The organism is Solimonas sp. K1W22B-7, assembly GCF_003428335.1.
In the GTDB taxonomy this organism is placed as follows: domain Bacteria; phylum Pseudomonadota; class Gammaproteobacteria; order Nevskiales; family Nevskiaceae; genus Solimonas_A.
Genome location: NZ_CP031704.1, coordinates 448,080 through 468,404, shown reverse-complemented (window position 1 = coordinate 468,404; position 20,325 = coordinate 448,080). Strand labels below are relative to the sequence as shown.

Below are 20,325 nucleotides of genomic sequence, written 5' to 3'. Positions count from 1 at the left end.
TTCCGTTCAGCGCGCCCGTGCCGGGTTGCAGATACTGCTGACGAAGCGCGAGCAGACCGACTCCAGGCTGTCGACCAGTTCGCCGGTGCGGCTCTGCAGCCAGGAGTGCAGCAGCAGCGAGGGGATCGCCACCATCAGGCCGAAGGCGGTGCAGTTCATCGCCTCGGAAATGCCCGCCGACAGCAGGTCGGCCTTCTGCGAGGCATCGGCCGCGCCCAGCGCGGCGAAGGCGCCGATCAGGCCCAACACGGTGCCGAGCAGGCCCAGCAGGGTGGCCACGTTGGAGAAGGTGGCCAGGTAGTGCGTGCGCCGCTCGATGGCCGGCAGCACTTCCATCAGGCCTTCCTCGGTGGCGATCTCCAGTTCGCTGCGGCGGCTGTCGATGCGCGTCTGCGCCAGGCCGTTGGCGAGGATCCTGGCCACCGCGGTCTCGGAGCTGGCGGTGAGCAGTTCGGCGCCGGCAAGATCGCCCTGCGCCAGCAGCGGCGAGACCTCCGACCAGAGACGCTTGTTGTCGCGCTTCCAGCGCATCAGGAAGAAAAATCGTTCGATCGCTACCGCGAGGGCCAGGCCCAGGGTCAATGCGATGGGATACATGAAGACGCCGCCACCGTGGAAGAAGCGGGCCAGGGGTGCGAGGTTTTCCATAATGTACTCCGTCTGCAATCAATCAGTGCACGCGCTGCAACTGCTCGCGTCGATAGGCCAGCAAGGTTTCGTAGGCGGCCGCGCTGCGGCCGAAGTCGGTCGCGTCCAGCGACGGCGTCGCCGGCGCCAGGCGCGAAGGCGGGCGATCGAGGTCGCTGGCGCGCTCGTCCTGCCAGGGCGTCAGGAACAGGCCGACCGAGGATTCCTGCTCGCCGACGATGGTGGTGCCGGACTCCGCAGCCGGAGCTTCCGCGGCTGCAACGCCGGACAGCAGGCACAGCGACAGCAGCAGACGTCTCATGGCTGCACCCCGGCGACGCTGACCGGCGCCGGCGCGCCGGCTTCCAGTTCCTTGATCCAGGCGCTGACGATCAGCTTGTCGCCGCCCTGGTACTGCTGGTAGCTGCGGTAGTACGCCAGCGCCTGCTGCGGCCGGCGCAGCGACACGTCGTAGAGGATCGCCAGGTTCAGGTGCGCGGCGGCATAGTCGGGCTGCGCCGCCAGGGCCTTGCGATAGGCCTGCTCGGCGGCACCGAAATTGCCGGTCTCGCGATACAGGCTGCCGAGCCAGTTGTGCGCCACGGCGTTGCGCGGATTGGCCGCGACCGCGCGCGCGAAACTGGCGATGGCCGCGTCGCGCTGCTTCGCCTGTGCCTGGGTGATGCCCAGCGTGGTCCAGGGACCCGACAGCTCCGGGTACTCGCGCGTCAGCGTCAGCAGCAGCGCCTGCGCCGGCGGGCGCTGGCCGTTCTTCAGCAGCGCCAGCGCTTCCTGGTAGCGCTGTTCGGCGCTGCCGCTGGTGGGTGCCGGCGGCGGCCGCGGCTGGCTGGCGGCAGGTGCGGCGGTGGGCATCGGGCGCGGCGGCGGACCGCCGGCGCAGGCGGCCAGCATCCATGCCAGCATCGCCGATGCGCAAAGTTCAGCGCAGCGCTTCATAGGTCGTCTCCCTCTGGTCCTGCTTGCCGTACTTGCCCGGCGCCAGTTCCGCCAGCGCCCAGGTACTGCGGCGAATCGATTCGTTCCACAGGCCCTGGCGCAAGCGCTGCAGGTTCAGCTCGTGCGCCTGGATCGCCTTCTCCTCGAAGGGATAGGCCTGCTCCTCGAGCAGCAGCTCGTATTCCTCCAGCGCCTCGCCGCGCAGCTCGCGCGGACGTTCGGACACCAGCAGCGCGCGGCCGAAGTCGCGGTAGACGGCGCCCAGGTCGTAGGTGGCGGCGGTGGTGACCTCGGCGAAGCCATAGCCGGCAGCGCGGTTGAGCCCGGCGATGGCGCGCTCGGTGGCGGCCTTGCGCGTCGGCAGGGTCTTTTCCACCGGCAGGCGCAGCGCCAGTTCGCGGGCCTTGGCGGCTTCCATGCGGCCCAGCTCCAGGCTGGCCTGCGCCGCGAGCAGGCGCGTCTGCGGGGTGCGCGCGCCAGCGCCACGGGCATCGGCGTCCACCAGTTCGCCGAGCCAGCGGGCGTAGCGCGCCGGGTCGGCATCGCGGGCGTAGTCGGCCAGGCGGCGGCGCGCCAGCTGCGCCTGTTCCAGCGGCTGCGGATAGCGCGACAGGTAGTCCTCGTAGGCGCGCTGGCTGGCCGGCGGCATGCGCGCCTCGCCGTAGAGTTCGGCGGCGAGCCAGGCGGCATCGCGGCGCAGTGACGGGGTTTCGTCGCTGCGCGCGGCGATGCGCGCGAAGGCGTCGGCGGCCTGCGCCGGGCGGCCACCCTTCTGGTAGGCCAGCGCCAGCTTGCGATCCACGTCCGGCAGCAGCGCCTGCTGCGGATAGCGTGCGCGGAAGGATTCCAGCGCGGCCTGCGCCTGCGGCCAGTCCTGCAGCGCCATCAGCGCGGCCGCGGCGTCGTAATCGGCGGTGGCGCGGATGCCGGCCTCCGGGGCGGCGCGGCCGACGCGCTGGAAGGCGCTGGCGGCGGTGCGCAGGTCACCGGCGGCGCGCGCGGCCTCGGCCTGGCGATAGATCGAGGCGGCGAGCTGCTCGACCGTGGTTTGCCTCGCGGCATCGCCGGCCGGGATGCGCTGCAGCAGCGCGGCATAGGCCGCTTCGGCCGCGTCGTACTGCTGCTGCGCATAGCGTGCGTCGGCAACGATGCCCAGGACGCTGCGCGCCAGTTCCGGCGGCAGCTGCGGCGAGCCGTCGAGCACGCGCTGCGCCTGCAGCTGCGCCTGGGCGTGATCGCCCAGTTCGTAGAGATCCCCTGCCGCGCGCGCCAGCACGGTGGCGCGCTGCGGATGCTGCGGGTAGCGGTCGGACAGCTTGAGGCCGGCGGCCACCGACTGGCGCAGGGCCTCGCTGCGCGCCGCCGGCACGGCCGCCGCCTGCTGCCAGGCCTGCACCGCCGCATACGCCGCCTCGGCGCTGCGCGCATGCGCCGGGTAGTCGTAGGCGACGCGCGCGTATTGCCGTGCCGCCTCGTCGGGCCGGCCGCCATCGAGCAGCGCATCGGCCTGCAGCAGGTGGATGGCGGAAGCCTGCGCATCCTTGGGGTACAGCTCCAGCCAGCGCTGGTACCAGCCGGCCGCCTTGAGGAACTGCGCCTGCCTCACCGGCCCTGCCGCGGCGCGCTGGGCACTGGCCTGGTAATGGCGGCCAAGTTCCTCGATGTCCTTGCGCACCTGCGCCTGCACCTCGGCCGGCGCCGCCGCCGCGGCCCAGTAGCTGCTGCCCGGCGCGTAGTCGCGCACATAGGTTTCCTTGGCCGCCAGCAACTGCTCGGTAAAGCCGCCGCGCTCGTAGGCGGCGATGGCCTGGCGCTGGAAGCCGGGCGCCAGCGCATGGCGCGGATGGCGCTCGATGAAGGCGAGGTAGCTGGCCGCGGCGTCGGTGTAGCGGCGCTTCTGCAGCAGCTGCTCGCCCAGCGCCGTGTGCAGCAGGGCGGCGAAGCGCGGCTCGCCGGACTGCGCGAACTGGCGGTTGAGCGCGGCACCGCCGCCCAGCGCCGCCAGCGACAGGCCGATGCCGCGCAGCGCATCGCCGGCCAGCTCGGCACGGCCGCTGCGCACCGCGGCGATCGCCGCCCTGGGATCGCTCAGCTCGCCCGGCGGCAGCTCGCGCTCCAGCACCGCGATGAATACCGGCAGCGCCTGCTCATGCCTGGACTGCTGCAGCAGCGACCAGGCGTACTTGTACTGCGCCGGCTCGAACAGCGGCGTCTTGTCGCCCAGCGCCACCACCTGGCGGTACTGCTCCTCGGCGGCGGCGTAGCGGCGGTCGCGATAGAGCAGCTCGGCGGCGCGGAACTGCGCATCGGCACGGCGGATCGACTGCGGATACTTCTGCCCCAGCAGGCTCAGGCTGGCGATGGACAGGGCCTCGTCGCCGAGCAGTTCGCTGGCGTGCGCCATCTGGTAGAGCACGCGGTCGGCGCGCACGTAGGCGGGCTGCTCGGCCATCAGCTTCTGGTAGGCCTGCACCGCCTTGCGCAACTCCGCCGGATCCAGCGAGCCGCTGTCCTCGGCGATGCGGATGCGCAGGTCGGCGGAGCGGCGCAGCGCCTCGGCGCGGATCGCCGGATCCACGTCCGGCAGTTCCTGCAGGCGGTCGTACTGCTCCAGCGCGAGGCGCAGGTCCGGCGTGACCTGCTCCGAGCCGGTCACGCGCAGGATGCTGGGGGTGCGCACCAGCAGCCAGCCGTTCTTCGACAGGCCGTTGTTCTCGGTGACGGAGCCGACGGTGGAAACCGCGTCGGCGGCCAGCGCGGAGGCGCCGGCCAGCAACAAGCCCAGGGCAGCAGCGGCGCGGATCACGAGGGCTCTCCTTCCAGCGGCCGGTCATGCACGCGGGCGAGCGCCAGGCGCGCCTCGGCGAGATAGGCCAGCGTGTGCTGGCGCTGCGCGCGCAACCGCGCCAGCGCCAGGTCCTGCAGTTCCGTGCCCTGCGCCTGCGCGGCCGCGGCGATGCGCTGGCGCAGCGCCGCCACGCCGGCGGCGTCTTCCCGCCGCGCCGCGGCCTGGTCGATCTGGGCGAGGCGCTGCTGCGCGGACAGCGCGGCGAGGAAAGCCGGGTCCTGCATCAGCGGCTTGAGATAGGCGGTGGCATCGGCATACGGCAGGTCGGCCAGTTCGCGGCGCCAGCCGTCGCCTTCGTCGGTCATGCGCTGCTGCAGCAGCGCCAGCAGCTCGCCGCCGGAGACGTGGCGCATGGCGGCGTCCAGCTCCGCGCGCGCACGCTCCAGCTGGTCGACGGCGCGGCGGCTGTACTGCTGCGACTGCTCGTGCGCGCCCAGGTGCGCCAGCGCATAGGGCACCGCCAGCATGCCCTCCTGCACCGCCGGGTCGGTGGCGTCGCGTCCCAGCAGCTCCACCCAGGGAATCAGCGCGCGCTGCAGGTCGAGCTTGCGCTCGCCGGCCACCGCCACCGAGTGCAGGTAGCGGAACGGCAGGTTGCGCCGCAGGCGCGCCGCGTCCTCCGGGCCGGCCGGCCACAGCGGCGCCTGCGCGCTGAACATGCTGCCGTCGCCGGCACTGGCACCAGCACCGGCCTTGGGCACCAGGAAGGCCCAGCCGAAGCCCAGCAGGGCGGCGTTGGAACAGGGGCCGGGGCTGCGGACGCGGGCCAGCACCGGCTTGGCGCGCTCGCCTTCGCCCTGGCGCAGCAGCTGGTAGCCCAGCTCGAGGTTGGCGTAGTCGCGCAGCATCAGCGTCTCGCCGTCCTGCGCCTCGGCCGCACCGATCGCCTCGAGCTGCGCCGCGGCCTGCGCATCGCCCTGCTGCAGGGCGGCGACGCTGCGGCCGTAGCGCTCCAGCACCGGCGAGGCGCCGGCCAGCGCGGAGGGCGCCGCCAGGTCCAGTGCAGCCAGGCTGTCGGCCATGCGGCGGTCGAAGGCGGCCGGCAGCGGCTGGCCCTCGCCGCGCAGGCGCTCCAGCAGCAGCGCGGCGGCCAGCGGCTGGCCGCTGCGCAGGTAGTAGTCGGCGGCACGCAGGCGCGGGTCTTCCAGAGCCGGCGCCGGCCTGGCCCAGTCCTGCCATTGAATGCCGTACTTGCCGCGCAGGCCCTGCTTGTCCATCACCAGCTCGACGCGGCCGGCGGCGGCGGTCTTCAAGTAGTCCTGGTCGACCTGGGCGTGCTGGCGCCCATCGCCCGGCTGCGCATCCTCGGCGCGCGCGACGAACTCCACGCGCAGCCGGTGACTGCCCTCGTCCAGCGGCGCAATGACCAGCGGGTGCAGGCCGGCACGCAGGGCGCGGGCTTCGCGGTCGCTGTAGCGATGGCGCGCGGCGGCGCGGCCGTCGACCATCACCACCACCTCGCGCAGCAGGCTGCCCTCGCTGCGGTTGCCGATATAGAGCGTGAGCTGGCGCGCGTCGGCGGCCGGCGCCTGGCGTTCCAGCTCGAGCACCGCGGCGGCAAGGTTCGCGGGGGATTCGGCGGCCCGGGCCGGCAGCACGATGACCGCGGCGAGAGCGATGCACCGGATCGATGCGCCGAAACGGATCGCCAGCGGGCCACGGCCCGGCGCCTGGGCCGGAACGGTTTTGCCGTGTGCGATCAACAACATGACGTGCTCCCCTGAAAAGTGCTGCACAGGAAGCGGGCGTCGTTGACCGCGGTGCTCAAGGGGTCTTCGTCGACCCCGATTCAGAAGTAGCAATGGGCATGCCAGTTATTCGCCCACGCCAGGGGGCGGCAATCCGGCGGGGTCTGGAACCGTTTCGATCCAATCAGCAACATGAAACCCGTCATGCCGGCGGAAGCCGGCATCCAGTCCCGGACAGGAGCAGCCACCGTACGACTGGATACCGGCTTCCGCCGGTATGACGCCGATGATGAAACGACTGCGGGGTGAGCGTTGCTCTAGGTTGCCCTAGAAGGTCCAGCGGACCTGCAGGCCGGGGCTGAGGTCGAGGTGGCCGCCGTTGAGGACGCCGGACTCCTTGTCGTCGTTCCAGCCGGAGGCCGCCGCGGGTCGCGAGACGGAGTTGGGCAACAGCATCGTCGGACCGATGCTGAGTTCGCCATGGCGCAGCCTGATGGTGTCGAAGTCGTGGTTGGAGGCCACGCCGATCAGGGCGCCGGCGACCACGTCGCGCCAGTAATGGTTGTGGGTTTCGACGCGGCTGTAGCCCACCCAGCCCGCCGTCAGGTAGGCCGGCACGCCCCAGCCCCAGCCGTACTCCTTGCGGATGAACTCGGCGCCCATGAAGGCCGAAGCGGTATGGCCGGAGGGAAAGGAACGCGGACCGCCGTTGGGCCGCTCGGCATCGACCGCATACTTGAGACCGTAGGTGGCCACTTCCATGCGGGTGAAGGCCAGCGCGAAATCGCGCTGCGGCGAACCGTTGAGCGTAGGGCCGGGCCAGTTGAGGCCGCCGGCGACATCGCCGTCGGCCACGCCCGGCGCTGCCGGCGCTGCCAGCATGGAAAAGTCGAACTTCGGCGTGTCGCGATCGCGGGTCAGCAGGAAGGTCAGCGCCAGGCCGATGACTGGCACGCCGAACTGCAGCAGGTCGCCGCTCATCTCGACGTTGTCCAGGGTCTGCGTCGAGTCGTCCGCGCTTGCCTGGCCACCGGCGAGCAACGCCGCCGCACAAGCGGCGCCGCTCAGGATCCTGGCAAAGGTTTTCCGGTCCATCTGGAGGCCTGCGATGCGGTTCGCGCGGGGATTCGCACAGGATTCATGCTGCCCGCCGGCACGTCACTGCCACGTCACTGCCGCTGCTGCCGGTCGGTCGCCCGGCACCCTCCGTCGGCGCCGCTCCAGCCGCGATCAGCTCGCCGCCAGGCGCGCCAGCTGTTCGCGAACCCGGTCGGCCAGGTCCTCGCGCGAGCCCAGCAGGCGCTGCAGTTCCTCGTCGCTGGCGTAGCCAATCGACTGCCGGTACTCGTTCTTGGTCTCGGCCAGCCGATCCTGCATCGCCACCAGGCCGGGCAGGTCGTCGAGCTCGCGCACGCCGACGCCGGTGTGCTGGCGCAGGTAGTCGGCGCAGCGCCGGCGGTGCCGCTCGAACAGGAAGTCGGCCCTGCTGCCGGCCGGCAAGGCCAGGGTGTCCACACGCGAGCCGTGTGCAAAGGGATTGGCGTTGCCGCCGTTGTTGGTCACCACGAAGCCGCCATCGGCGAATTCGGTTTCGAACTCCATCACCCCGACGCTGCGCGGCAGCCGCGCCAGCCGCAGGCGCAGCCAGCCTACCCAGCCGGCCCGGTTGGGGCGCACGGCGTAGCTGTTGGCCGCCACCGAACCGTCGCCGGAGCGGTAGCAGCGCAGCAGGGTGCTCTCGCTCAGCAGCGGCGCCAGGTGGCGCGGATCGAAATCGCCGAGATAGACGAAGCCCAGCATCGCCAGCTGCTGCCAGGACTCGGCGGCATGACGGCGCATGAACTCGGGGAAGGCCTCGGCCGGCGCCGGCCGCAGTTCGCAGGGCGGCAGATGCCCGAGCTGGAACAACTTGTCGGCGACATTGATCGCCAGCAGCGTGTCGGGACTGCCGTCGCCCAGGGGTTCCAGCACCGCGGACAGGTCCTTGCCCTGGCGCAGCTGCTGCGCACTGCTGCGCAGCACCGAGGCGGCCAGGTCCTGCTCCACCGTGCGCCGCGCGCCCTCGGCCTGCGCCGCCGCCGCGGCCTCCAGGGCTTCGGCCTGCGCGCGGGCGCGAATCTGTGTCTGGAGCTGAGCCTGCTGCTGCGCTGCGCGGGTACGCTCGCCGGCGCCCTGCGCCCAGGCCAGGCGGCGCATCTCCTCGGCGACGTTGCGCAGCACGTGCCCGGCCGGCAGGCTCGCCAGCAGCTCGTCGTATTCGGCCACCGCCTCGCCAAAGCGCTGCAGCTCCTGCAGGCGGCGGGCGAGCTGCATGCGGTAGCGCGCGGCATCCGCCACCAGTCTCACCGCGCGGCGCAGGTCCTCGACCGCGCCCTCCAGGCGGCGCCGCGACAGCTGCGTGCCGTTGGGCTGGGCCACCGTCTCTTCACCCGCCGCCAGCGCACGCGAGGCATTGCTGGCCCACCAGGCGCGGATGGCATAGCCCTCGCCGTCCGAGGGATCCAGCTCCAGCGCACGGCTCAGGGACGCCTCGGCCTCGGCCAGGCGGCCGGCCTGCTGGTGGATCAGGGCCAGGGCGCGGTGCGCCGGAGCCAGTTCGCTGTCCAGTGCCGTGGCCAGCCGCAGGTCGCCTTCCCGCTCCGGATAGTCGCCGTGCAGGGTGGCGGTCAGCTCGGCGCGGCGCAGCCAGGCCTTGGCGAAATCCGACTGCAGCTCGATCACGCGCAGCACCGCGGCCAGTGCCTCGGCGGGGCGTCCGAGCATCATCAGGCAGCTGGAGCGGTGCCAGTGCAGCGGCGCCAGGTCCGGCTGTTCGGCGAGCTTCTGGTCGAGGATCACCAGCGCCGCGGCGTACTTGCCGTCGCGCAGCAGGCGCTTGATGACCTCCGACCGCGCTTGCGCCACCGGGCTCATCGGCGGTTCATCACCTTGCCCATGGTGGCCGCGAGCAGGCGCCGCGGCAGCAGGCGCGGCATCACCGCGCCCAGCTTGACCGCGATGCCGGGGACGTAGACGCAGGCGTCGCGCTGCAGGGCGCGCAGGCTGCCGCTCACGACGCCTTCGGCGGTCATCATCACGGCACTGGGGATTTCCTGGCGCAGCTTGCCGCTGTCGGCAGCCTCGAAGAACGGCGTATCGACCGGCCCGGGGCAGACCGCGAGAAAGCGCACGCCGCGCCCGCGGTACTCGGCCCACAGCGCCTGGGTCAGCGACAGCACGTAGGCCTTGGTGGCACCGTAGACACTCATGTAAGGCATCGGCTGGAAGGCCGCGGCGGAGGCGATGTTGATCACCGCACCGTGGCCGGCCTGCACCATCGCCGGCAGGAAGGCATGGGTCAGCTCGGTCAGCGCGGCAATGTTGACCGCGATCATGCGCTGGTCGCGCTCGTAGCCGTCCTCGTGGAAGTTCGCGGAAGAACCGAAGCCGGCGTTGTTGACCAGCAGGTCCACTTCGAGGCCGCGCTGCTTCACTTCCTCGGCCAGCAGTTCGCCCGGATCCGGCTTGGCCAGGTCCATCGCGATCACCTCGACGCGGCGGCCGTGCGCGCTGCGCAGCTGCTGCGCCAGCTTCTCCAGTTCCTCGCGGCGGCGCGCCACCAGGATCAGGTCGCTGCCGGCGGCGGCGAGCTGCGTGGCGAAGACGGCACCGATGCCGCTGGAGGCGCCGGTGATCAGTGCCGTGCGATAGATGATGGACATATGCATCTCCCGGACTTCAGAAAAAGAATTCCAGTCCGCGAATGAACGCAAATCAACGCAAATACCAGAGAACTTCCATTAGCGTTTATTTGCGTTCATTTGCGGACTGCGTCTTCTCAGCTCTTCCTCAGCGCAACAGGCCCAGCAGCTTCTGCAACTCGCCGTTGCTCTTGAAGGCGACGGTGAGCTTGCCGCGGCCCTTGTCGTTCTGCTGCAGCTTCACCGCCAGGCCGATGCGGCCGGCGATTTCCTTTTCGATCTCGCCGATCGCCGGCGGCGGTGCGGCCTTGGGCTTCTGCTGCTGTGGCTGCGCCTGCACCAGCGCCTCGGTCTGGCGCACCGACAGGTGCTGCTCCGCCACCATGTTGGCCAGCGAGGACTGGCGCGCGCCCTGCACGCCCAGCAGCACCTTGGCATGGCCGAAGGACAGGCGGTGCTCGCGCACCAGGTCCTGCACGTCGGCATTGAGTTCCATCAGGCGCAGCAGGTTGCTGACCGCGGTGCGCGACTTGCCCACCGCCTCGGCGCAGGCCTCGTGCGTCAGGCCGCATTCGTCGATCAGCCGGTGCAGCGCCTGCGCTTCTTCCAGCGGGTTCAGGTCGGAGCGCTGGATGTTCTCGACCAGGGCCACCGCCATCGCGCCGCGCTCGTCGAGCGTGCGGATCACGGCGGGAATCTGCGTCAGGCCAGCCATCTTCGCGGCGCGCCAGCGGCGCTCGCCGGCGATGATCTCGTAGCGGTCGGCACCGGCCGGGCGCACCACGATCGGCTGCACCACGCCCTGGGCGCGGATCGAGTCGGCCAGCGAATTCAGCGCCTCGTCGTCGAACTGGCGGCGCGGCTGGTGCTGGCCCGGGGCCAGGCGATCCAGCGGCAGTTCGCGCAACTCGTCGCCGCTGCCGTCGGCGCCCTGCGTCACCGGCGAGCCGCTCGAAAGCAAGGCATCGAGACCGCGGCCGAGGCCGCGTTTTTTCAGGGCACTCATGCGCTAAGCCTCATCTGTCCGCCGTCATGGCGGCGCAGCACTTCGCCGGCCAGCGCCAGATAGGCCTTGGCGCCGGAGGACTGTGCGTCGTAAAGCATCACCGGCAGGCCGTGGCTGGGCGCCTCGGCCAGGCGCACGTTGCGCGGGATGATGGTGCGGTAGACCTTGTCGCCGAAATGCTGCAGCAACTGGTTGCTGACGTCGTTGGCGAGATTGTTGCGCGGGTCGAACATGGTGCGCAGCAGGCCCTCGACTTCCAGCCGGGGATTGATCACGCGCTTGATCTTGTTGACCGTATCCATCAGCGCCGTGAGACCTTCCAGCGCGTAGTACTCGCACTGCATCGGGATCAGCACGCCGTCGGCGGCGACCAGGGCGTTGACGGTGAGCTTGGACAATGCCGGCGGGCAGTCCAGCAGCACGAAATCGAACTGGTCGGCGACCTCGGCCAGCACCGTCTTCAGGGCGAAGTCGCCGGCGGCGACGTCGCGCAGCTTGATCTCGGCCTCGGTCATGTCGCCGTTGGCCGGCATCAGCGACAGGCCCACCGCCGGCAGGTACTGGATCACTTCGCCCGGCTTGGCCTTTTCCAGCAGGAGGTCGCGCGCGGTCTTGACCACGGTGCTCTTGTCCACGCCGATGCCCATCGTGGCATTGCCCTGCGCGTCGAGGTCCACCAGCAGCACACGGCGCTTGGTGGCCGCCAGCGAGGCAGCGAGGTTGATGGACGTGGTGGTCTTGCCCACTCCGCCCTTCTGGTTGGCAACGGCGATGACGTAACTCATGCTGACTTGATTCCTGCGATGACCGCGTGGCGCTCTTCGTCCAGCCCCGGCACCTGCAGGCGATGCGTCCCCCTGATGACGAATCGAGCCGGCACGGCGGCCAACTCTTCGGGGTCTAGTTTGCCCTTCATGGCCACCCATTGGCCACCGGGAGCCAGCAAGGCCTCGGTTCCGCTGAAGAAATCGGCCAGGGAGGCGAAGGCGCGGCTGACGATGCAGCCGAACGGCGACTCGGCCGCGAATGCCTCGGCCCGGGCCTCGGCGACGCTGACGTTGGCCAGGCCCAGGGTGCGGACGGCATGGCGCATGAAGCGCACCTTCTTGCCGTTGCTGTCCAGCACCGTCACCTCCAGCCCGGGGTTGGCGATGGCCAGCGGAATCCCCGGCAGCCCGGCCCCTGCACCGACATCGAGCAGGCGCCCGCCGACATGGGGCAGCAGGACCAGGGAATCCAGCAGGTGCTTGACCACCATCTCGTCCGGATCGCGGATCGCGGTCAGGTTGTAGGCGGCGTTCCACTTCTGCAGCTCGGCCAGGTAGACCAGCAGCGGATCGGCCAGGTCGGCAGCCAGGCCCAGCGCGCCCAGGCCGGCTTCCAGCGGGGCGCGCGGATCGCGGGCACGGCGGTAGGGCGAAGGGGACGGGCTCATGACGGGACGGCGGACCTCGGAAGGGCGCGCAGTATAACGCCGGGGCGGTGGCGAATCCTTAGCCAGGGTGACAAGGTCGTGTCAGGGTCTGTCATCCCTTCCCTGGTCGCGGCGATCAGGGAAGGGATGGCAGGCCTAGCGCAGCCGGCCCAGCCAGTCGCTCAGCTCGTCGCGGCGCTCGCGGCAGAGGCGGCCGTGGCCGGGGGAGCTGCGGTAGATCTCGCCGGAGCGCAGTTCCAGCAGCAGGTAGCAGTTCCGCCCCCGCTTGTCCGGCAGGGTGAAGCGGACGGCGGCGATGTCGGCGACCGCCAGGACCCGCGGCGATCCCTGGCCGGGAAAGTCCAGCAGCAACTGCTTTTCCTCCAGGCGCAGCCGCACGAAATCCGACAGCGTGTAGGGGGCGGACAGCATCGGCCGCGCCGCCAGGAAACCCAGCGCCGCCGCCAGCGGCGCCCAGATCCAGAAGCGGATGCCCTGCCGGCGCACGACATACAGATAGACGCCCGCGGCAAGCGCCCCGACGAGTACCGCCATGCGCGTGGCGTTGCTCAACGCCGCCAGGACTACGGCGGCATCGGTGAAGGGGTAGTCCAGCATTGCTACCGTTTCAGCGACCCGAGGATGCCGCGCAGCAGCGTGCGCCCCACCTCGCGACCCACGGTGTTGGCGAGGCTGCGGGTGACACTCTTGACCGCGGCTTCCGTCACCGTGTCGCTGCGGCGCGCGGCCGGCTTGCGCGGGGCGGGTTCGGCGCGGGGGGCGGGGGCGGGCTGGCGCGAGGCTTCGTCCCACCAGCCGCCACCGGCCTTCGGCGCCGGGGCCGCCGCGGGTTTCTCCGGCGCGGGCGGCGGCGCGGCTTCGGCAGCGCGCTGCGACAGCTTTTCGTAGGCCGACTCGCGGTCCACCACCTGCTCGTACTTGCCGGCCACCGGGCTGCGCGACATCACGGTCTTGCGTTCCTCCGGCGTCAGCGCGCCCATGCGCGAACGCGGCGGCCGGATCAGCGTGCGCTCGACGATGCCGGGCACGCCCTTGTCCTGCAGCGTCGATACCAGGGCCTCGCCGACACCCAGTTCCATGATCGCGGCGGCGACGTCGAGCTTCGGGTTGGCGCGGAAGGTGGTGGCGGCCGCCTTCACCGCCTTCTGGTCGCGCGGAGTGAAGGCGCGCAGCGCGTGCTGCACGCGGTTGCCGAGCTGGCCCAGCACGCTCTCCGGCAGGTCCAGCGGGTTCTGCGTGATGAAGTAGACGCCGACACCCTTGGAGCGGATCAGGCGCACCACCTGCTCGACCTTCTCCACCAGGGCCTTGGGGGCGTCCTTGAACAGCAGGTGCGCCTCGTCGAAGAAGAACACCAGCTTGGGCTTGTCGAGGTCGCCAGCCTCGGGCAGGCGCTCGAACAGCTCGGCCAGCAGCCACAGCAGGAAGGTGGCGTAGAGCCGCGGCTTCTGGAACAGCTGGTCGGCGGCGAGCACGTTGATGATGCCCTTGCCGCCGAGGTCGGTGCGCATGAAGTCGTTGAGGTCCATCGCCGGTTCGCCGAAGAAGGCCTCGGCGCCGTCCTGCTCCAGCTGGATCAGGCCGCGCTGGATCACGCCGACCGAGGCCTTGCTCACCAGGCCGTAGTCGGCACCCAGGGTCTTGGCGTTCTCGGAGACATGGCCCAGCGCCGCGCGCAGGTCCTTGAAGTCCAGCAGCAGCAGGCCCTGCTGGTCGCAGTACTTGAACACCAGCGACAGCACCGCTTCCTGCACGTCGGTCAGGTCCAGCAGGCGCGACAGCAGCGTCGGCCCCATGTCGGAGATGGTGGCGCGCACCGGGTGGCCGGAAACACCGAACACGTCCCAGAACACGGTGGGATAGTTCTGCGGCGCGTAGCCGGCCAGGCCGATCTGCGCGGCGCGCTCGGCCAGCTTGGGCTTGGCCTCCCCCGCCGCCGCAATGCCGGAGAGGTCACCCTTGATGTCGGCCGCGAACACCGGCACGCCGATGTCGGAGAAGCCTTCGGCCAGGCCCTGCAGGGTGATGGTCTTGCCGGTGCCGGTGGCGCCGGCGATCAGGCCGTGGCGGTTGGCGTAGGCCGGCAGCAGGAACTGGGGCGTGTCGCCCTTGCCGATCAGGATGGGGTCGGTCATGGCTCGTCGGGGTGGCTGATGGGGTGTGCCGCATCTTCGCCAATCGGCGGGATAAAAGGGAAGGCGGCTTCTTGTAGGAATTTCCACCAGACCGCTCACCCCGAGTGCCGCGTGCCTCGATACACGACGGCCGGTCATCCCGAGTGACCCGCCATGGCGGGTTGTATCGAGGGACGCGGCACTCGGCATGAACGGGTGGGTGGACCCGCAACGAAAAAGGCCGGACGGCGAGCCGTCCGGCCTTTGTGACAGCCAGAAGCTCAGGCCAGCTTCGCCCGCGCCGCCGCCAGCTCAATCACCTCCGCCCGCTCCGCCGCATAGTTGCCGGCGATGTACTCCTTGGAGAAGTCATCGGTCAGGATCACGTCGAAGCGCACGCGGTCGTACTCGGCGGCCTGGTCGGCCTCGTCGCGGGTCATCAGGTTGCGGGTGACGGCGTCCTTCAGGCGGTCGGCGACGGTGTCGCCGGCCAGTTCGCCGCGGTTGGCGTGCCGGAAATACTTCAGGTAGGCGGGTTCCGTGCGCTGCGCCACGGTCCAGGCGTGCTCCATGCGGCCCACCGGGTCATGCACACCGCCGTTCTTGAACACCAGCCAGGACAGGCGCTCGCGCACGTCGCTGTGCTCCAGGATCAGGTCGGCCACCTGGGCGTTGAGCTTGTCGCTGACCGGCTTGGTGGTGTTGCCCAGCGGGAACACCACCACGCGCATCACGCCGCGCGCCCAGGCCACCGGGAAGTTGTCGAGGAAGCCCTCGAAGGCCCTGGCGATCTCGTGCATGGCATGGTCCAGCGCCCAGCGCGCGTGCGCCAGCTCGGCCTCGGACTTGCTGCCTTCCAGGTAGTACTTGGCCACGGCGGAGGCGATGTAGAGCTGGCTCAGCACGTCGCCCAGGCGCGCCGACAGGCGCTCCATGAACTTGAGCTTGCCGCCGAGCACGCCCATGGTCAGGTCGGAGCAGAAGGCCAGGGCCGAGGAGTAGCGCTCCATCCTGCGGAAATACGGCGCCAGCTCACCCTGCACCGGCGAGGACGCCAGGCGCGCGCCGGTGAGGCCGAGCGTGAAGGCGCGCACCGCGCGGTTGATCGAGAAGCCGATGTGCCCGAACAGCAGCTGGTCGAACTTCACCAGGTCGTCGTCGCGCGCCGCTTCCATTTCGGGAAAGACGTACTCGTGGCAGCGGATGGCGCCCTGGCCGAAGATCATCAGATTGCGGGTCAGGATATTGGCGCCTTCCACCGTGATCGCCACCGGCGTGGTGCGGTAGGCGGTGGCCATGAAGTTGCGCGGGCCCTGCTGGATCGCCTTGCCGGCCATCACGTCCATGCCGTCGGTGATGATCTTCCGCATCAGCTCGGTCATGTGGTACTTGGCGATCGCGGTGACCACCGACGGCGCGCAGTGATCCACCGCCGAGGCGGTCAGCACGCGCATCGCCTCCAGCGTGTAGGTGTAGCCGGCGATGCGGCCGGTGGCTTCCTGCACGCCCTCGAACTTGCCGACCGAGACCTTGAACTGGCGGCGGAAACGGCCGTAGACGCCGGTCATGCGGTAGGCGGTCTGGCCGCCCGCGGTGCCCAGCGCCGGCAGCGAGATGCCGCGGCCGGCGGACAGGCATTCCACCAGCATGCGCCAGCCCTTTCCGGCCATCGCCGGGCCGCCGATGATCCACTCCACCGGGATGAACACGCCGCGGCCATGGATCGTGCCGTTGTGGAAGGCACCGCCGGGGTAGTGGCGGCGGCCGATCTCCATGCCCTCATGCTTCGCCGGAATCAGCGCGCAGGTGATGCCGTAGTCGGTTTTCGTCTTGTCGCCGAGCAGTCCGTCGGGGTCGCGCAGCTTGAAGGCCAGGCCCACCACCGTGGCGATCGGCGCCAGCGTGATGTAGCGCTTGGAGAAATCCAGGCGGATGCCGAGGACCTTCTTGCCCTCGTGCTGGCCGTAGCAGACGGTGCCGAGATCCGGCATCGCGGTGGCGTCGGAGCCGACCTCGGGGCCGGTCAGGCCGAAGCAGGGAATCTCCTTGCCCGACACCAGGCCCGGCAGCCACTGCTGCTTCTGCGCGTCGGTGCCGTAGTGCATCAGCAACTCGCCGGGGCCCAGGGAGTTGGGCACCATCACCGTCACCGCCATGGTGATCGACTTGGTCGCCAGCTTGGTCACCACCGCCGACTGCGCGTTGGCGGAGAAGCCCAGGCCGCCGTATTCCTTCTTGATCAGCATCGCGAGGAACTTCTTCTCGCGGATATAGGCCCAGGCCTCCGGCGACAGGTCCTTGGTCTCGAACTCGATCTTCCAGTCGTCGCAGAGCTTGCACAGCTCGTCGCACTCGTTGTCGAGGAAGGACTGCTCCTCGGCGGTCAGCGCGGTGTACTTGAAGTCCAGCAGCTTGTTCCAGTCCGGCCGGCCGCGGAACATCTCGGCCTCCCACCAGGTGTCGCCGGCCTCCAGCGCCTCGCGCTCGGTGGAGGACATTTCCGGCAGCACTTTCTTGAACACGCCGAACACCGGGCCGGTGATGACGGCACGGCGCAGCGGGCGGATGTTCAGCAGGGCCGCCAGGGCGAAGAACAGGATGGCGCAAACGGCAAAGCCGGTGGCGCCGAGGGCACCCACGGCCTTGAGCGCCAGCAGCAGCAGGCCGGCAAAGACGGTCCAGGCCAGCAGCGGCAGGCCGACATAGGCCATGACCCAGGCCACGGCCAGCGCGGCGAGACCAACGGAAAGAGTCGACATGGGGACCTCCGGAAAGGAATCAGGAACCCGGGCGGCGCATCGGCACCACGTGCGGGTGATCGTCGTCTTCTTCCGCGCCCTGCTCCCTCGCCTCCCGGGGAATGAGCGTCTTGATCATCAGCTTCACATAATCGGTGAAAGCCTGCCCCTCGGGCATCATCTGCGGCGTGTCGCGCCGGATCTGCAGGTTGCCCATGAAGGTGGCGAACGCGAACAGCGCCCATTGCCGCGCCTGCGGGTCGGAATAACCCAGGGCACGGTAGCTTTCGTCCAGGTAGTTGATCCAGCGCTCCGACAGGCGCTGCACGAAGGCCTGCACCGTCGGGTTGTCGGCGGCGGCGGCGATGGCCAGGTACAGGCGGCCGTCGCGCACACTCATGTTGGCCGCCTTGAACAGGCGCACGATGCGCTCGTAGGGACTGGCAGACGGGTCCACCTTGGACAGGATCTCGTCGATCTGGTGGCGCTCCCACAGCTGCAGCGCCGCGCGCAACAGGGCGTCGCGGTTCTGGAAATGCCAGTAGAAGCTGCCCTTGGTCACGCCCAGTCCGCGGGCCAGCGGCTCCACCGCCACGGCGTCGAGTCCGCCGACCGCGATGGCGTCCAGCGCGGCCTCGGCCCAGTCGTCGGCACTGAGGTTCTGTCGGCTGTCGGAGGCGGCCGTGGGCTTCATGTCGCGTCTGTACATACGGTGGCGTATTGAGAGGGGAGTTTAGACATACGCGTGCGTATGGCGCAAGCCGCGCGGGCCCCGGCCCCTGCGACGCTTCATACGCCGCAAGTGGCCGTGCTATAAGCGCTTCGCGGCGAAAAAAGGCCGCCACAATAATCCGGGGACCTGCATGAAACACCGTTCGAATTCCGCGCCCGCGGCGCTGCTTGCGCTGGTCGCCCTGCTGCCCGGCGCCGTTCTGGCCCAGGCGGCGGACGCGGACGGCGACGGTGCGATCGACAGCGCGGACGCCTGTCCGAACACCGCCGCCGGCACGCTGGTGGACCGCAAGGGCTGCGCGGCGCTGATCCCGCCGCTGCCGGCCGACGAATTCCCGGAAGCGGCGGCCGAAGCGGCGACCGTGGCCGCCGTCACGGCCGTCGCCGCCGCAGCGGCCCCGGTCGCAGAAGTCGCCGCCGCTGCCCCGGTCGCGCCGGCCGCGGCAGAGCCTGCGACCGCGGCGAGCGCCGCGCCGCCGCCGCAGGCGATGCCCGCCACTGTCGCCGAACCGGCCCCGGTCGCCCCCGCTCCTGCGCCGGTCGCGGCCGAGCCTGCGGCCCCCGCGCCGGTCCAGCCCGCACCGATGGCGCAGGAGGCCGCGACCCTCCCGGCCGCGCCCGCCGCCGCGAAAGCGGAACCCGTTCCGCCCGCTCCTGAACCGGCCCCCGCCCCTGCGCCGGTCGCGGTGATCGAGCTGCCGGCACAGGCGCCGCCGCTCACCCGCCCGGCGCTGCCGACGGCATCCAGCGTGCCATTGCCGCCGGGCGTAAGCCTGCTGCCGGCGGCAACGCCGTCACAGGACGCCGCCCCGGCTCCGAGCCTGGGCAGCGTGTCCTTCGACATCGGCTCGGCCAAGCTCAACGGCGCGGCGCGCAAGCAGCTCGATGCCGTGCTGTCGGCACTGCGCGCACGTCCTGATGTGCAGCTGGAAGTCATCGGCCACAGTGCCGCCGGCGAAAGCACCGGGCTGGCGGCGGCGCGCGCCACCGCCGTGAAGACCTTCCTCTCCGACGTCGGCGTCGCCGGCTCCCGCCTCAAGGCCAGGGGCAAGGCGGGCGGCGCGGCCGAGGTCGAGTTCAAGGCCAGCACCGCGCCGTAGGGCGCAAGCCGCCGGCCGGTTCAGCAGATGTTCAGGGCGCCGGGTCGAGCATCGCCCCGGTGCCTCAACCAAACGTGATAGGGATCGTCCGATGAAAAACAAAGCACTCGCGTTGCTGCTCCTTGGAACCATGGCCAGCGCTGCCCATGCCGAAGCCAAGCCCTACATGGGCCTGATGGGCAGCTGGGTGAATCCCGACAGCGGCCGCCAGGCCAACGACGAAGGCATCGGCGGCCATGCGCTGTTCGGCTTTCCGCTGAACGATTACTTCTCGACCGAACTGAACGTCTTCGGCCACAAGGTCAACAACGACACCACCGGCCGCGACGACACCAACTTCGGTGCCGGCCTGGACCTGCGCTTCGCCGCCGCACCCAACAGCCGCATCAACCCCTACCTGCTGGCCGGCGGCGGCGGCACCTACGAGGACGCGCTGGGCGACCCGCCGTCCAACGAAAACCGCGGCGGCCGCATCGTCGGCTACGCCAACGCCGGCGGCGGCCTTCTGTTCAAGCTCGGCGGCTCGCGCGAAGCCGCGCTGCGGCTCGAAGGCCGCCGCTACGCCATCTTCAGCGACGAAATCCCGGGCACTGCCAACGGCAGCAACCGTGTCTGGGACACCCGCGTCAACGCCGGCGTGCAGTTCAACCTCAGCGAAACGGCGCCGCCTCCCCCGCCTCCTCCGCCGCCGGCACTCCTGCCGCCGCCGGTCTCCGACAGCGACGGTGACGGCGTGCCCGACACCTCCGACCGCTGCCCCGGCACCCCGCGCGGCATCGCGGTGGATGCCTACGGTTGCGGCCTGCCGCCGCCCCCGCCGCCCGATGCCGATGGCGACGGCGTGCTCAACGCCAACGACCTCTGCCCCGACACGCCGCGCGGCATGCGCGTCGACGAACGCGGTTGCGCCGTGAAGGCCCAGCGCCTGGTGCTGCGCAACATCAACTTCGAGTTCAACAAGGCGACGCTGACCGCGGACGGCCGCTCGATCCTCGACGGCATCGCCGCCGGCCTGCGCGGCCAGCCGACGATGGAAGTGGAGATCGAGGGCCACACCGACAACATCGGGTCGGACGCCTACAACTTGAAGCTGTCGAAAGCACGCGCCAACTCGGTGCGCGACTACCTGATCAGCCAGGGCGTGCAGGGTACCCGCCTCGCCGCCCAGGGCCTGGGTGAATCGGTGCCGGTGGTCAGCAACAAGACCGACGAGGGCCGCGCCGAGAACCGCCGTGTCGAGTTCAAGGTGATCAAGCAGTAAGCGCCCGGGTGTGAACCCAGCCGGCGGCCGCAAGGCCGCCGGCTTTTTTGTGCCTGCCATGGCAACGATGCACTTTGTGGGAGCGGCTGCAGCCGCGATGCGCCGGTAGCCGTAGTGCACATGCCATCGCGGCTGAAGC

At 70.5% G+C, this 20,325-nt stretch carries 17 protein-coding genes; 2 read left to right on the top strand and 15 right to left on the bottom strand.

What is annotated here, in order from left to right; all coding sequences use genetic code 11:
• Positions 1 to 6: 6 nt before the first annotated feature.
• The 15 genes from D0B54_RS02255 to D0B54_RS02185 form a co-directional block, all read right to left on the bottom strand.
• Complete coding sequence (locus D0B54_RS02255) at positions 7 to 648, bottom strand: MotA/TolQ/ExbB proton channel family protein (RefSeq protein ID WP_117288793.1); 642 nt, start codon at positions 646 to 648, stop codon at positions 7 to 9.
• 22 nt (positions 649 to 670) lie between these two features.
• A complete protein-coding gene (locus D0B54_RS02250; protein ID WP_117288791.1) occupies positions 671 to 949 on the bottom strand; it encodes a hypothetical protein in 279 nt (92 codons plus the stop codon).
• Entirely contained in the window at positions 946 to 1,584 is a 639-nt protein-coding gene (locus D0B54_RS02245) for a tetratricopeptide repeat protein (protein ID WP_117288789.1), read from the bottom strand. The genes D0B54_RS02250 and D0B54_RS02245 overlap by 4 nt, the downstream gene beginning before the upstream one ends.
• On the bottom strand, positions 1,568 to 4,390 hold the full coding sequence (locus D0B54_RS02240) for a tetratricopeptide repeat protein (protein WP_117288787.1): 2,823 nt from the start codon (positions 4,388 to 4,390) through the stop codon (positions 1,568 to 1,570). The genes D0B54_RS02245 and D0B54_RS02240 overlap by 17 nt, the downstream gene beginning before the upstream one ends.
• Positions 4,387 to 6,141, bottom strand: a complete 1,755-nt coding sequence (locus D0B54_RS02235) for a hypothetical protein (protein ID WP_117288785.1) — start codon at positions 6,139 to 6,141, stop codon at positions 4,387 to 4,389. The genes D0B54_RS02240 and D0B54_RS02235 overlap by 4 nt, the downstream gene beginning before the upstream one ends.
• Positions 6,142 to 6,447: 306 nt before the next feature.
• Positions 6,448 to 7,215: a phosphatase PAP2 family protein gene (locus D0B54_RS02230; protein WP_205527246.1), complete on the bottom strand. Its 768-nt coding sequence runs from the start codon at positions 7,213 to 7,215 to the stop codon at positions 6,448 to 6,450.
• Positions 7,216 to 7,350: 135 nt separating this feature from the next.
• Entirely contained in the window at positions 7,351 to 9,033 is a 1,683-nt protein-coding gene (locus tag D0B54_RS02225) for a tetratricopeptide repeat protein (protein WP_117288783.1), read from the bottom strand.
• A complete protein-coding gene (locus D0B54_RS02220) occupies positions 9,030 to 9,821 on the bottom strand; it encodes an SDR family NAD(P)-dependent oxidoreductase (RefSeq protein WP_240433531.1) in 792 nt (263 codons plus the stop codon). The genes D0B54_RS02225 and D0B54_RS02220 overlap by 4 nt, the downstream gene beginning before the upstream one ends.
• Before the next feature lie 127 nt (positions 9,822 to 9,948).
• Positions 9,949 to 10,806: a ParB/RepB/Spo0J family partition protein gene (locus D0B54_RS02215; RefSeq protein ID WP_117288779.1), complete on the bottom strand. Its 858-nt coding sequence runs from the start codon at positions 10,804 to 10,806 to the stop codon at positions 9,949 to 9,951.
• Positions 10,803 to 11,591, bottom strand: coding sequence for a ParA family protein (locus D0B54_RS02210; protein ID WP_117288777.1), 789 nt, complete (start codon positions 11,589 to 11,591; stop codon positions 10,803 to 10,805). Before D0B54_RS02210 ends, D0B54_RS02215 begins: the two co-directional genes overlap by 4 nt.
• The gene (rsmG, locus tag D0B54_RS02205) at positions 11,588 to 12,241 is read right to left on the bottom strand and encodes a 16S rRNA (guanine(527)-N(7))-methyltransferase RsmG (RefSeq protein WP_117288776.1); all 654 of its coding nucleotides are present in this window, start codon (positions 12,239 to 12,241) and stop codon (positions 11,588 to 11,590) included. The genes D0B54_RS02210 and rsmG overlap by 4 nt, the downstream gene beginning before the upstream one ends.
• Positions 12,242 to 12,376: 135 nt before the next feature.
• A complete protein-coding gene (locus tag D0B54_RS02200) occupies positions 12,377 to 12,838 on the bottom strand; it encodes a hypothetical protein (RefSeq protein ID WP_117288774.1) in 462 nt (153 codons plus the stop codon).
• A 2-nt stretch (positions 12,839 to 12,840) separates the two neighbouring features.
• Positions 12,841 to 14,376, bottom strand: coding sequence for a helicase HerA-like C-terminal domain-containing protein (locus D0B54_RS02195; RefSeq protein ID WP_117288772.1), 1,536 nt, complete (start codon positions 14,374 to 14,376; stop codon positions 12,841 to 12,843).
• Between the two features lie 260 nt (positions 14,377 to 14,636).
• Positions 14,637 to 17,114 carry an acyl-CoA dehydrogenase gene (locus D0B54_RS02190; protein WP_117288770.1) on the bottom strand — a complete coding sequence of 826 codons (2,478 nt, stop codon included), beginning with the start codon at positions 17,112 to 17,114 and terminating at the stop codon, positions 14,637 to 14,639.
• Positions 17,115 to 17,133: 19 nt separating this feature from the next.
• Entirely contained in the window at positions 17,134 to 17,787 is a 654-nt protein-coding gene (locus D0B54_RS02185; RefSeq protein WP_117288768.1) for a TetR/AcrR family transcriptional regulator, read from the bottom strand.
• Between the two features lie 169 nt (positions 17,788 to 17,956).
• Here D0B54_RS02185 and D0B54_RS02180 point away from each other — a divergent pair, with 169 nt between their 5' ends.
• A complete protein-coding gene (locus tag D0B54_RS02180; RefSeq protein WP_117288766.1) occupies positions 17,957 to 18,925 on the top strand; it encodes an OmpA family protein in 969 nt (322 codons plus the stop codon).
• A gap of 91 nt (positions 18,926 to 19,016) precedes the next feature.
• Entirely contained in the window at positions 19,017 to 20,186 is a 1,170-nt protein-coding gene (locus D0B54_RS02175; RefSeq protein WP_117288764.1) for an OmpA family protein, read from the top strand.
• Positions 20,187 to 20,325: the final 139 nt, after the last annotated feature.